General features: G+C 72.5%; 9 protein-coding genes. 8 read left to right on the top strand and 1 reads right to left on the bottom strand.

The window, feature by feature from the left end; translation table 11 throughout:
• Window positions 1-80: 80 nt before the first annotated feature.
• Window positions 81-5,696 (bottom strand): non-ribosomal peptide synthetase, encoded by a 5,616-nt coding sequence (locus tag GSY65_RS24295; protein ID WP_159772469.1) that lies wholly within the window; start codon window positions 5,694-5,696, stop codon window positions 81-83.
• A gap of 307 nt (window positions 5,697-6,003) precedes the next feature.
• Here GSY65_RS24295 and GSY65_RS24290 point away from each other — a divergent pair, with 307 nt between their 5' ends.
• From GSY65_RS24290 to GSY65_RS24255, 8 genes are all read left to right on the top strand, one after another.
• Window positions 6,004-6,639, top strand: coding sequence for an NADPH-dependent FMN reductase (locus GSY65_RS24290; protein ID WP_236580023.1), 636 nt, complete (start codon window positions 6,004-6,006; stop codon window positions 6,637-6,639).
• Between the two features lie 71 nt (window positions 6,640-6,710).
• Window positions 6,711-7,991 carry an LLM class flavin-dependent oxidoreductase gene (locus GSY65_RS24285; protein ID WP_159772466.1) on the top strand — a complete coding sequence of 427 codons (1,281 nt, stop codon included), beginning with the start codon at window positions 6,711-6,713 and terminating at the stop codon, window positions 7,989-7,991.
• Entirely contained in the window at window positions 7,988-8,776 is a 789-nt protein-coding gene (locus GSY65_RS24280; RefSeq protein WP_159772463.1) for an alpha/beta fold hydrolase, read from the top strand. Before GSY65_RS24285 ends, GSY65_RS24280 begins: the two co-directional genes overlap by 4 nt.
• Before the next feature lie 43 nt (window positions 8,777-8,819).
• A complete protein-coding gene (locus tag GSY65_RS24275) occupies window positions 8,820-9,743 on the top strand; it encodes an alpha/beta hydrolase (protein WP_159772460.1) in 924 nt (307 codons plus the stop codon).
• Window positions 9,744-9,886: 143 nt separating this feature from the next.
• Complete coding sequence (locus GSY65_RS24270) at window positions 9,887-10,186, top strand: Dabb family protein (protein ID WP_159772458.1); 300 nt, start codon at window positions 9,887-9,889, stop codon at window positions 10,184-10,186.
• Between the two features lie 51 nt (window positions 10,187-10,237).
• A complete protein-coding gene (locus GSY65_RS24265) occupies window positions 10,238-11,650 on the top strand; it encodes a phenylacetate--CoA ligase family protein (protein WP_159772455.1) in 1,413 nt (470 codons plus the stop codon).
• A 1-nt stretch (window position 11,651) separates the two neighbouring features.
• Window positions 11,652-12,662: a branched-chain amino acid transaminase gene (locus GSY65_RS24260; RefSeq protein ID WP_159772452.1), complete on the top strand. Its 1,011-nt coding sequence runs from the start codon at window positions 11,652-11,654 to the stop codon at window positions 12,660-12,662.
• Window positions 12,659-13,261, top strand: coding sequence for a hypothetical protein (locus tag GSY65_RS24255; RefSeq protein WP_236580022.1), 603 nt, complete (start codon window positions 12,659-12,661; stop codon window positions 13,259-13,261). The genes GSY65_RS24260 and GSY65_RS24255 overlap by 4 nt, the downstream gene beginning before the upstream one ends.
• The last annotated feature ends 5 nt before the right edge of the window (window positions 13,262-13,266 follow it).

Here is a 13,266-nt window from a genome sequence, read left to right as displayed (position 1 = left end):
CAACGCCCCCGAACGGCCGGGGCCGGGGGACTCCTCCGAGTCCGCCCGGCCCCGGCCGTGTGCGTGCCGTGCGCCGCGGGTCAGCCCGTCCGGGCCTGGACGGCGTCCAGTTCCAGCAGTGCCTCGGCGAGCAACACCGCGCTCTCGCCCTGGCCGGGCCTGGCCGCGATGACGGCCGCCAGGGAGGCCGGGGTCGTCTCGCCGAACACCTCCCGCAGGGTGATCTCGGTGCCCATGGCCTCGGTGAGCCGGCCGGCCAGCCTGGTGCCGGTCAGCGAGTCGCCGCCGAGGTGGAAGAAGTCGTCTCCGGTCTCCACCCGTTCCAGGCCCAGCACCTGCGCGTAGACGGTCGCCACGTAGCGTTCGAGCGGACCGTCGGGCGCCGGCACGTCGGCGACGGCGTTCTCGGGCGCCTCCTCCATGGCGATCCGGGCCAGCGCGCGGCGGTCCGTCTTGCCGTTCCCGGTCAGCGGAAGCCGATCGAGGACCCGTACGTCGCCGGGCACCATGTACGGCGGCAGCCACGTCCCGGCGAAGGAGCGCAGGGCGGCGGTGTCCACCGCGGCGTCGGCGGCGGGCACCACGAACGCGACGAGCCGCCGGGCGCCGCTCCCGCCGGGCGCGGTGACGACGGCCGAGCGGACCGTGGGGTGGCGCTCCAGGGCGGCCTCGACCTCACCGAGCTCGATCCGGTAGCCGTTGATCTTCACCTGGAAGTCCTGGCGGCCCAGGATCTCGATGGAGCCGTCCGGGCGGTACCGGCCGAGGTCACCGGTGTCGTAGGCGCGTTCACCGGACGGCAGGGTCAGGAAGCTGCGGCGGGTCTGTTCCTCGTCGCCGAGGTAGCCGTGGGCGAGACCGACCTCGCTGGAGACCACCATCCGGCCGGGCACCCAGTCGGGCCGGGGAGCGAGCCGGTCGTCGAGGATGTGGTAGCGCTGGTTGGCCATCGGGAACCCGTACGGGATGCTCGCCCAGCGCGGGTCGATCGCGTCGGGGTCGATGGGGTACAGGATCGAGAAGCAGGCCGTCTCGGTGGGCCCGCCGACGCTCAGCACGGACACCTCGGGGGCGAGCGCCCGCAGCCGGCCGGGCAGCGGCAGCGGGATGAAGTCGCCTCCCATCATCACGTTGCGCAGCGAGCGCAGTGCGTCCCGGTCCGGCCCGGACAGCTGCTCGACCCGGTCGACCAGCATCTCCATCAGCGCGGGCACGGAGTTCCACAGGGTGGCCCCGGTGCGCTCCACCAGGTCGGCCCAGTGCCTGGGGTCGGGGTGTTCGGAGGGGTCGGGGACGACCGCCGCACCGCCGGCGGCGAGTACGCCGAAGACGTCGTAGACGGAGATGTCGAAGTGCAGCGCGGAGATGGCGAAGGCACGGTCGGCCGGTCCGACGCCGAAGCGGGTGTTGACGTCGGTGAGCATGTTGAGGATGGCCCGGTGGTCGACGACGACGCCCTTGGGCGTGCCGGTCGAGCCGGAGGTGAAGATGGTGTACGCGGGGTCCGTGGGCCGCTGGACGCTCTCCAGCGGCGAGGCGTCCGCCGGGAAGGCTGACAGCTCCGGGTCGAGGGCGAGCACGGTCACGCCCTCGGGCCAGCCGGGCCGGGCGGCGAGCCGGGGCTGGGTGAGCACGGTGCGCACGCCGGCGGCGGCGAGGATGTGGGCGAGGCGCTCGGGGGGCAGGCCGGGGTCGACGGGGAGGTAGCCGCCGCCGGCGGTCAGGGCGCCGTAGACGGCCGGGTACTGTTCCCAGCCCTTCTCCATGACCACCGCGATCAGCTCGCCGGGGCGGGTCCCCGCCGCGCGCAGCCCGTGCCCGATGCGGTTGGCGGCCGCGTACAGCTCGCCGAAGGAGAGGGTGCGGCCGCTGGTGATGACGGCCGGCGCGGCCGGGTCGGCCTCGGCGCGCCGGGCGAGCAGTTCGTGCAGCAGCCCGTCGGGCACCTCGGCGTCCGTGGCGTTGACCTCGGCGCGGCGGCGCGACTGGGCCTCGGGGACGAGGGTGAACCGCTCGTGGCCCCAGGCGGCCTCGTCGTCGATGAGGCGGTCGACGAGGGCGACGTACGCGCCGAACATGGCCTTGATCATGCCGGCCGGGAAGTACGCCGCGAGGTGGTCCCACTTGAAGTGCAGGGCACGGTCGATCTCACGGATCTGCACGTCCAGCAGCACCTGCGGGGTCTGCGAGACGCCGTAGGTCTCCCGGCCGAGCGCGGACGCCTGCTGGCGCGGCGGGTGGCCGAGGAGGCTGGTGACGACGATCGGCATGACGGGGCGCAGCGAGGCGCCCTGGAGCCGGCTGATCTGGCGCAGGACGTCGACGCCGTTGAAGTGGCGGTGCTCCAGGTCGCGCCACAGCTGCTCCTGGATGGAGCGCGCCCGCTCCACGAAGGTACCGTCGGTCTTCTCCACGGCGACCATGAGGGTGTTGGAGAAGTCGCCGAGCAGCCGGTCGATCTGCGGGTGGACCGGGAGCCGGTCGAACAGCGGGAAGTTGATGGTGAACCGGTCGCTCGCGGACCAGGCGCGTACCACCTCGCAGAACGCGGCGGTCAGCACGCCGGAGGCAGTGATCCCGGAGCGCTGCGCGCGGTCCTTGAGCAGTTGCCAGCGCTCGGCGTCCACCAGGTGGGCGAACCGCTCGAAGCGGACCTCGCCCTCGGGCTCGGCGAGCATCGGCAGGTCGGGGGCCGGGGGCAGGTCGGGCAGCCGGGACAGCCAGTACTCGCGTGCGACGCGGTAGCGCTCGGACTCCTCCAGGGCCGGCAGGGAGCTGACGACGTAGTCGCGGAAGGTGACCTCCAGGGGCTCGGGTTCGGCTTCGGGGTGCTCGTAGAAGTCGATCAGGTCGGGCAGCAGTACCTGGAACCAGCTCCATGCGTCCATGATGAGCAGGTCGATGCCCATGTGCAGGCGGACCCGGCCGTCGGGCATCAGCGACAGCCGCACGTCGTACAGCGGCCAGCGGTGGGCGTCGAGGACCTGGTGCGCCATCTCCTCACGGACCCGCAGCATTTCGGCTTCGGCCTGCTCCGGGTCGCTGCCGCGCAGGTCGAGCACGGTGATGCCGTCCCCGTCCAGTCCGGGCAGCACCTGCTGGGTGCCGTCGGGCAGGATCACCGCGCCCAGCATGTCGTGCCGCTCCATCAGCCGCTGCCAGGCACGGCGGAAGCGGTCGGGGTCGAGCTGTTCGCGCTCCCACTCGAAGTATCCGTGGCAGCCGACGTTGCCGAAGTCGACAGCCGAGCCGCGACCGATCCAGAACGCCTGCTGCACTTCGGTGAGAGGGAACGGGGTGTGGGCGTCGCCGACCGGGGCGAGCACCGGCAGCTCGTCGGGGCCGGGGGCGTTGCCGAGCTCCGCGAGGCGGGCGGCGGCGGCCCGCACGTGCGGGGCGACGGCCAGGTCCGAGAGGGCGAAGTGCAGGCCCGTCTCCTGGGAGACGCGCGTGACCAGGCGGACCGCGGCGAGGGAGTCGCCACCGAGCTCGAAGAAGTCGTCCAGCACACCGACCTCGTCCAGGCCCAGGACGTCCCGCCAGGCGGCGGCGAGCGCGCGCTCGGTCTCGTCGCGCGGGGCGGTGAACTCGGCTCTGACGTCGGGGCGTTCACGGCCGGGGGCGGGCAACGCCGCGCGGTCGACCTTGCCGTTGCGGGACAGCGGAAGCTCGTCGAGAACCACCCAGGCCGAGGGGACCATGTACTGCGGCAGCCGGTCGGCGAGTCGGGCGCGCAGTTCGGACCCGCGCGGCGTGGCTCCGGGCGCGGGCTCGACGTAGGCGACGAGGCGACGCTCACCGGGAACGTCCTCGCGAGCGGTGACCACGGCCAGCCCGACCTCGGGCAGCGCGGCGAGGGCCGACTCGACCTCGCCGGGGTGGACGCGGAAGCCGCGGATCTTCACCTCGTGGTCGGCGCGGCCAACGATCTCCAGGGTGCCGTCGGGCCACTGGCGGGCGGTGTCTCCGGTGCGGTACAGCAGCGGGTGGGGGTCGCCCGGAACGGTGTTCGGCAGGTACTTCTCGGCGTGCGCGGCCGGGTTGTCGGGGTATCCGGCAGCCAGTGACACGCCGGAGACGTACAGTTCGCCGGGCACGCCGTAGGGCACCGGGCCAAGTCCGGCGTCCAGCACGTAGGCATGCACTCCGGGTGCGGGACTGCCGATCGGGGGCAGTCGGCGGGCCCGCTCGGCGGGGGTGAGGCCGCGGGCGGTGCGGGTGAGGTTGCCGGTGGCGACGACGGTCGCCTCGGAGGAGCCGTAGACGTTCAGCACCTCGTACGGCAGTTCGCCGGGAGGCCAGGAGCTCAGCCGCTCCCCCGCGAGCCGCATGCTGCGCAGAGCGCCGTCGGCGGGCCACGACAGGGCCCACAGCCGCTCGGCGAACGCGGTCAGCACCAGGGTGTGGGTGACCTTCTCCGCCAGCAGCCAGTCACGCAGTGCCTCGGGGTGGCCCGCGACGTCCGGCTCCGGGATCAGCACCGCCGCTCCGGCGGCCAGCAGCGGGAAGCAGTCGACCACGAGCAGCCCGACGCCGGGCGGGGAGAGCCAGGTGCCGCGGGCGCCCGGAGCGATGCCGGTCTGCTCGGCCAGGGTGCGCACCAGGGCGCGCAGTGCGCCGTGCCGCTGGGCGACGGCCTTCGGGGTGCCGGTGGAGCCGGAGGTGAAGACCAGGTGACAGATCGAGTCGTCGGTGACGGACGCCTCACCGGTGCACGGCTCGGCCTGCTGCCAGGCGTCGTCGTCGAGGCTGACCTCGACGGGGTGGTGCGCTGCCGTTCCGCCCGCGGTGACGACGGCGGCGGGGGCGCTGTCGGCGATCAGCAGGGCCAGTCGATCGGCGGGCTGGGAGGGGTCGAGAAGCACGACCGTGGCGCCGAGCCTCAGGACGGCGAGCTGGGCGAGGAGATGGCGAGCGCTGCGGGGCAGCAGGAGCGCGACCCGGTCGCCGGCCGTCACCCCGGCCCCGGCCAGGTGGCCGGCCAGACGTCCCGCCAGTGCGTCGAGTTCGCCGTAGGTCAGCCGCAGCGCGGAGTCGGCGACGGCGAGGGCCTCCGGGTCGCGCCGGGCGGCGGCGGCCACGGCCTCGTGGAAGTACGGGACGTCCTCGCCTCCGTGCTCCTCCCCGGGCCGTCCGGCGAAGGAGGCCGCCGCCAGGCGTGCGGCGCGCTCCGCCTCGTCCAGCAGAGGCAGCGCGCCCACGGGAGTGGCGGGGACAGCCGCGGCGGCCTCGGCGAGCCGGGCCAGCCAGGTCGCCGCCGTGCGCAGCTCGTCACCGGAGAGGAATCCGTCCGCGGTCAGGGTGCCGTCCGTCGTGGAGAGAGCCAGGCCCGCGACCGGCGCGGACGGTCCGGCGCCGGGCTCGTCGGTCACGCACGCCTGGGGCACCGCGTCGACCCCGGCGCCGACACCGGCCGCCACCAACTCCTTGACTTTTTGGGCAAGTTCCTCGACGGGTGCCTCGGTGTCGACCGGTACGGCCAGCACCAGCTCCGACAGGCCGGCCCGGCGCAGGGCGATCACCTGCTCCGGATCGCCGGTGCAGCGGTACAGGAACGCCGCGAGCGCGGTGACGGCGGCCACCGGGTCCGGGCCCACCGCGCACGGTACGGACACGGCCGATCCCGTCCCCCCGTCGGGGTGCCCGCCCAGTGCCTCCGACACCTGGTCCCGCCAAGCCTTGTGTTCCGGCAGCACGACAACGCCCTCCCTCAAGTCACTGATTTCCGAAACCCGAATACGACGGTCCTGGTTCCGGAGCCGATTCGGATGCAGATCCGCCCGAACGCGGGCCGGATACGCGCGAACCCTAGAAAGGGCCGGGTTAGGGACCGGTTATGCACGGGCCCTCGCACAGCACCGGAAAGGACCGGGACGCGGCTCGCGCGCGACGCGGGAAAAGGCAGGCGCACCATCCGGCGAGGGTGCGCCGGGACGACGTAACCACGCACTAACTACCCCCTCCTAGCTTCCTCCTGTCGCCAAGAGCTATGGAGGTGGTGAAGTGACCGCGATCGACACGGGAACACCCGCGGCAGGCGCGGTCGGCGTCGCGGAGATTCCCCGGGACCCGAGGCGCCCGTTCGTGGTGGGCCTGGGCGGAACGCACCGGCCGGGATCGTCGACCGAGCGGGCCCTGCGGGCTGCCCTCGACGGTGCGGCCCGCGCGGGTGCGGACACCCTCCTGCTCGGCGCCGAGGAGCTGCGGATTCCCCTGTACGACCCGACATCGGGCGAGCGCACGCCCGCCGCCCGTCGACTGCTCGCCGCGGTCGCCGCCGCCGACGGCCTGGTCCTGGGCTCGCCCGCCTATCACGGAGGCGTGTCCGGGCTGGTCAAGAACGCCCTCGACTACATCGAGGACCTCCGGGACGACGCCCGGCCCTATCTCGACGGGCGCGCCGTGGGGTGCGTGGTGACGGCCGGGGGCGCCCAGGCCGCCCCCGTCCTCACCGGTCTGCGTTCCATCGTGCACGCCCTGCGCGGCTGGCCCACTCCGCTGGGCGTGGCCGTGAACACCAGCGGGCCGGTGTTCGGCCCCGACGGCTCGGTGGCCGATCCGAAGACGGCCGCCCAGCTGGAAACCGTCGGCCGTCAGGTCGCCGAATTCGCCGCGCAGCGCCGCGACGCCGTCGTCTGACCCTCACACCGCAGAACGCCTCCCCTTTCCTGCTGTCACCGGCCGTCCGCCCCATCGAAGAAAGACGGGTCATGAAGTCCATCTTTTTCCACCTGCAAGGCTACCGGGAGCTTCCCGACGATTTCCGGGAGCGTTACGAGAGCATCTGGGCCACCGCCCCCAACAAGGAACTGTGCGACCCGCGCAAGGTGCACCAGTACCTGAACTGGAACATCGACGAGCTGGAACTCGCCGACGATCTCGGATTCGACGGGATCGGCGTCAACGAGCACCACTCCAACGGCTACAGCTTCTCCGGCTCGCCGAATCTGGCCGCCTCGATCCTGGCCCGCAAGAAGTCGGACGCGGCGATCATGGTGCTGGGCAACACCCTCGTCCAGTACAACCCGCCGACCCGGGTCGCCGAGGAACTCGCCACGCTCGACTGCATGAGCGGCGGCCGCATCATCGCCGGCATGCCGGTCGGCTCCCCGATGGACACCACCATCGTGCACGGCATCACCCCCACCGAGGTGCGCTCGCGCTACTTCGAGGCCCATGACCTCATCAAGCGCGCCTGGACGGAGTCCGGCCCCTTCCCCTTCAACGGCAAGTACAACAAGCTGCGTTACGTCAACCCGTGGCCGCAGCCCTACCAGCAGGACCCGCACCCGCCGATCTGGCTGGGTGGCGGCGGCTCCCCGGAGACCTGGAAGTTCGCCACGGACAACGACTACGTCTACACGTACCTCAGCTGGGGCGGACACAAGTACGGCAAGCAGCTGATGGACGGCTTCTGGCAGACCGTCGAGCAGGCCGGTCTGGACGACAACCCCTACCGTGCGGGCTTCGCCCAGGTCGTCGTGGTCGCCGACACCGACGCCGAGGCCGAGAAGATCTACATGCCGCACATCCGCGACTTCTACGACAAGGCGATGTACGTGGCCCCGCACCACGCCTTCGTCCCCGGCTACTTCAAGAAGGCCGCCCTGCAGTCGTTCCTCGGCAAGCCGGGACAGAGCAAGAAGAACGCGCCGTTCGGCGTCCCGGCCGGCCGCGACATGACCTGGAAGCAGCACGTCGAGGAAGACGCGATGGTCATCGGTGGCTCCCCCGCCACCGTCGTCGACAAGCTGACCGCGGCGGTCAAGAGCCTCCGCGTCGGCCACCTGATGGTCATCCTCCAGCTGTCGACCATGACCAGGGAGCAGACCGAGCGCAACATCCGCCTGTTCGCCGAGCAGGTGATGCCCAAGATCAGTCACATCTGGGACGGCCACGGTTACCAGGACCACTGGTGGCCGACCGGCGCGACCCGGAACTCCGACCTGTCCGTCCCGCAGTCCGGTGCCACCACGGAGGTTTCGGCATGAGCACCTTCACCCCTGTGAGCGTCCCGCTGCCCGGCGGGTTCGCGAACAACACCGTCCTCGTGGGGGGCGACGGCACCCCGGTCGTCTTCCTGCACGGCCTGTTCGGCCAGTCCTGGGAGGGCTTCCTTGAGGATCTGGCCGCCGGCCACAAGGTCTACGCGCCGGCCAGCCCCGGCAGCGCCGAGCCCGAGGACCTGGTCCACCTCGACCACCTGTGGGACCTGCTGCTCTACTACCACGACCTGTTCGAGCAGCTCGGCCTGGAGAAGTTCGACATCGTCGGCCACTCCTTCGGCGGCATGGTGGCGGCGGAGTTCGCGGCCGTGTACCCCGACCGGGTCCGCAAGCTGGTCCTCATCGACGCCCTCGGCCTGTGGCGCGACGACGCGCCCGTCCGTGACCACGTCATCGTGCCCGGCCACGAGCTGCCCGGCCTGCTCTACCACGACCTGGAGCACCCCGCCGTCGCCGCGATCGTCGCCGGGATGCAGGACCCGACGGCCGACATCGACGCCACCATCGCGGTGTTCAGCACCATCGCCAGCACCAGCCACTTCATCTGGCCCATCGCCGAACGCGGTCTGGCCAAGCGGCTGCGCCGGATCAAGGCCGAGACGCTCGTCCTGTGGGGCGCCGAGGACAAGCTCGTCCCCCCGGTGTACGCCCAGGACCTGGCGGCGGGCATCGCCGGCGCCGAAGTCGAGTTGGTCGAGCGAGCCGGTCACGTACCGCAGCTGGAGCGCCGCGAGGAAGTCGCCGCGCGCATCGCCAAGTTCCTGGCCTGAGATGCGTGCCGGCGAACGGCCGGCACGCGGAAAGGAGAATCCGGTGCCACTGGACCCGGACGCCGCGGCAACGCTGCAGGCGGTTGCCGCCGCCAAGACCACGACGCTCGACACGCTGCCCGTGGAGACGGCCCGCGCGATCCTCGGTGCGGCACCGCCGGCACCGGGTCCCGAGCTCCACGAGATCAGCGACCGCACGGTGCCCGGCCCGGACGGGCCGGTGCCGGTGCGGATCTACCGCCCCGGACCGGAGCGGGAACTACCGCTCCTGGTCTGGTTCCACGGCGGTGGCTTCACGCTCGGCGACCTGAACTCCACCGACGGAGCCGCCCGCCACCTGGCGGCCGAGGCCAACTGCGTGGTGGTGTCCGTGGAGTACCGTCTCGCTCCCGAACACCCCTTCCCGGCCCCGTTGGAGGACGCCTACGCGGCCACCGTCTGGGCCGTGGAGAACGCCTCCGCGATCGGCGCGGACCCGGCGCGCGCCGCGGTCGGCGGAGAGAGTTCCGGTGCGACCCTGGCCACCGCCGTCACCCTGCTGGCCCGGGAGCGGTCCGGGCCGGCGCTCAGCGGACAGGTGCTGGTCTGCCCCATGACCGGCCACAGCCCGCAGTCCGCCTCGATGCGCACCGAGAGCACGGTGATGCTCGGCCCGGAGGAGATCGCCTGGTTCTGGAAGAACTACCTCGGTACGGCGGACCCCTCCGACCCGCTGGCGTCACCCGCGTTCACCACCGACCTGTCCGGGCTGCCGCCGGCGATCGTGGTCACCGCCGAACACGACGCGCTGCGCGACGAGGGCCGCGACTACGCCGAGCGGCTGCGGCTGGCCGGAGTCAAGGTCGACAGCCTGCACTACCCCGGTGTCTTCCACGGCTTCTTCCAGCTCACGCGGGCACTGGCACGCTCCCGCCAGGCCATGACCGAGGTCGTTCAGGCACTCCGGGCAACCGCCTTCGCGGGCTGACCGCCCGGCGAGGACCGGGGCCCGGTGCGGCCCACCCCCGCCCCCCTGAGGGGGCGGGCCGCACCGGGCCCCTTCGTCGTCCGCCCGGCGGGCCCCCTGTCCTGCTCGAAGTCTTCCGCCGATCGCCCACCCGGAGGGACACCGTGATCCGGCACATCGTGCTCTTCAAGTTCAAGCCCGGCTGCGACTGGTCCGACCCGCGCGCCCTCGCCGCCGAGGAGTCCTCGCAGCAGGTCGGCACCGAGGTACCGGGCCTGCGTTCCTGGATCACCGGCCGCAACGTGAGCGACCGCGACATCGCCTACGACTTCGCGGCCGTCGGCGTGGTCGAGGACCAGGCGGCCCTCGACCAGTACCTCAACCACCCCTTCCACCAGGAGTCGGCGCGGCGCTGGCGCGAGATCAGCGACTGGGTGATCGCCGACATCCACGAACCCGCCTGACCAGCCTCCGCCCCGGCCACCGGGGCGAGGACAGGAACAGAGGAGCACACCATGTTCACCCTGTACGACGACGAGGCGGCCGCCGTCGGCCGCGGCATCATCAGCAGGCAGCGGGACTTCGCCGCGGGCCGCTGGAGTGAGGAGCGGCTTGCCGCACACCAACTGGAGGCGTTCCGCGCCACGCTGGACCACGTCCGCGAGCACTCCCCCTTCTACCGCAGGCACCTGGCGGACGCGCCCGCGCTCCTGGCGAGCCTGTCCGCCGAGGACCTGGCCGCCTTCCCCTTCACCACGAAGGACGACCTGCGCGCCGCCCAGCAGGACGTGCTGTCCCGGCCGCTGAGCAAGGCCTGGATCTTCTACGAGACCACCGGCACCACCGGCGCGGTCACCCCCTGCCCGAGGGACAACACCGACTCACTGCACAACAACGCCGTGCTGACCTCGCACTACGAGACGATCCTGCGCCCCTACGGCGAGGACCAGTTCATCGGTGTGTCCGGTCCGACCGAGATGCACGCCTTCGGGGACACCTTCGGCGAGGTGTGCCGCAACCTCGGTATCGCCGTCGCCAAGATGTGGCCGCACTCGCCGATGGTCGGCTTCGACCGCGCCCTGGCGGCCATCCGCGAGATCCCGCTCACCGGGCTGTTCTGCACACCGGGCATGGCCCTCACCCTCGCCAAGAAGGCCGTGGCCGCGGGTCTGGACCCGGCCCGGGACCTGCCGGTCGAGGTACTGATGCTCACCGGTGAGCTGGCCTCCCCGGCCCTGCTGGCGGGCATCGGCGAGCTGTGGGGCGCCCGCGCGTACAACGCGCTGTACGGCTCGCAGGAGGCGTCCCTGCTGGGCGCGGCGGCAGCCGACGGCCACCTCTACACGATGCCCGTGATCAACCACTACGAGGTGATCGACCCGGCCGGCGACGCACCCGTGGAACCCGACGCCGACGGCGTGCTGCTGGGCGAACTGGTCGTCACGTCGCTCTACCAGGGCCTCAAGCCGCTGATCCGGTACCGCACCGGAGACCTGGTGCGGATGCGGGAAGCCGCCCCGGACCGCACGCTGCCGGCCCCCGTGCTGGAGGTCCTGGGCCGCACCCGCGACGAGCTGAGCGTCGGCGGGCACCGCATGACCGGCTACGACCTGGAGAACCTGCTGCTCGCCCCGTTCGGCGGCTACCTCGACTACCAGGTGGTGCTCGACTCCGGCGACGACGGCGCCGACCGGCTCACCCTGCGCTTCGAGACCCCGGGCGCCACCGCACCGCGCACGGACGAGACCGCCCTCGCAGCGGTCCGCGACCGGCTCGGTGTCGCCGTCGGCGTCGAAGTCGGCACCCTGGGCAGCATCACCGGCACCGGCGCGATGGTCAGCTGGAAGGCGGCCCGTGTGGTCGACCGGCGCACCGAACGCGACGCCGAGTCCGCAGCGGCTCTCGCACTCGCCGCGCGCAGGTCCTGAGATGACGACCACACCCGCACCCGCGTACGCGCCCGCCGGTGGCCCCGCCGTCACCACCTGGAGCTGGCACGAGGGCTCCTTCATGTCCACCGCCGAAGCCCGCGTCCCCCTCACCACCCAGGCCCTGCAGTACGGCACCGGGGTCTTCGAGGGGATCCGCGCGTATGTCCTGCCCGGTGGCCGGGAACTGGCGGTGTTCCGGCTGGACGACCACTACCGGCGCTTTCTGCGCTCCTGCCGACTGCTGCGCATCGACCTGCCGTACGACGCGGACGACCTCGCCCGCGCCACGGTGGAGCTGCTGCGCCGCAACGCCACCGCCGCCGACACCTACATCCGTCCCCTGGGCTACAAGCTCTCCATGCTCGCCGGCACCCGTCCGGGTGTGGGCCTGGCCGGAGTGAGCGACGCCGTGTCCGTCTCGACCTTCCTGATGGGCCACTACGCCCCGCCCGGCGGTCTGCGCTGTGCGGTGAGCAGCTGGCGGCGCCCGGCCGACGGCGTCCTGCCGGTGCGTGCCAAGGTCTGCGGCGGCTACGTCAACAGCGCGCTCGCCCTCGACGAGGCGCGCGCCGCCGGCCTGGACGACGCGATCCTCTGCAACGAACGCGGCCAGGTCGCCGAGGCGACCACCGCGAACGTCTTCGCCGTCTCCGGGAACCGGCTGGTGACCCCGGCCGCCACCGCGGACATCCTCGAAGGCATCACGCGCGACACGGTGCGGGAGCTCGCCGGGGACATCGGCCTCGCGTGCGAGGTCCGCGACGTGCAGCGCTCCGAACTGCTCGTGGCCGACGAGGTGTTCCTCACCGGTACCGGCCTGGGGATCGCTCCCGTCGTCGAGCTCGCCGGACGCCCGATCGGCGACGGCACACCGGGCCCCGTGACCCGGCTCCTGTCCGAGCGCTACACCGCGCTCGTACGCGGCGAACTGGACGACGACCGGGGCTGGCTCACCCGTGTCCCGCTGAACCCGGCTCCCGCACCCCACCTGACCGAGGAGACCCTGTGATCCTGGAACGCTCCCACTGGCTCGGCCTGGAGGCCGCGACCGTCCGGCCGGCCACCCCGGTGATCGGCACCCTGGGCCCGGCCGGCACCAGCAGCGAAGAGGCCGCCACCCATCTGCGGGCCGTGCTCGACCCGGACGGCGACCCCACCGAGGCCGCCGCCGACGTACGGCTCTACGACAGCTACGAGGAGGCCGGCGAGGCGCTGACCGCCGGCGAGGTCGGAAGGCTCGTCGTGGCCAACGCCTACGCCGGCGTCAACGCCTTCTACATGAACCCCGCCCTCGAACTCGCCGGTGCGTTCGTCTTCGACACCCCCCGCTACGGGATCGCGCGGGCCCGCGGGCGCTGGGTCCCGCCCAGGCCCCGGGTCGCCACCCACCCGGCCCCGGCGGCGCTCGTCGCGGAGCTGCTGCCGACGCCGTACACCGCGAAGGAACTGGTGCTGATGACCTCCACCAGCACGGCCGCGCGCGCGGCCCGGGACCTGGACACCGATGTCGCCCTCACCACCGAGCCCGCCGCGGCCCTGCACGAGTTGGAGTTCATCTCCCGCACCCGGCCGATCCGGATGCTCTGGTCCGTCTTCGTCAACCGCTGAGACCC

The sequence above is a fragment of the Streptomyces sp. HM190 genome, assembly GCF_009857135.1.
Taxonomy (GTDB): Bacteria; Actinomycetota; Actinomycetes; order Streptomycetales; family Streptomycetaceae; genus Streptomyces; species Streptomyces heilongjiangensis.
Note: the sequence above shows the minus strand (reverse complement) of the source record. Positions and strands in the feature narration are given on the sequence as shown.

Coding starts and splice junctions, on each gene's coding strand:
- GSY65_RS24285 (WP_159772466.1), top strand. CDS start 6,711: ATGAAGTCCATCTTTTTCCACCTGCAAGGCTACCGGGAGCTTCCCGAC.
- GSY65_RS24280 (WP_159772463.1), top strand. CDS start 7,988: ATGAGCACCTTCACCCCTGTGAGCGTCCCGCTGCCCGGCGGGTTCGCG.
- GSY65_RS24265 (WP_159772455.1), top strand. CDS start 10,238: ATGTTCACCCTGTACGACGACGAGGCGGCCGCCGTCGGCCGCGGCATC.
- GSY65_RS24260 (WP_159772452.1), top strand. CDS start 11,652: ATGACGACCACACCCGCACCCGCGTACGCGCCCGCCGGTGGCCCCGCC.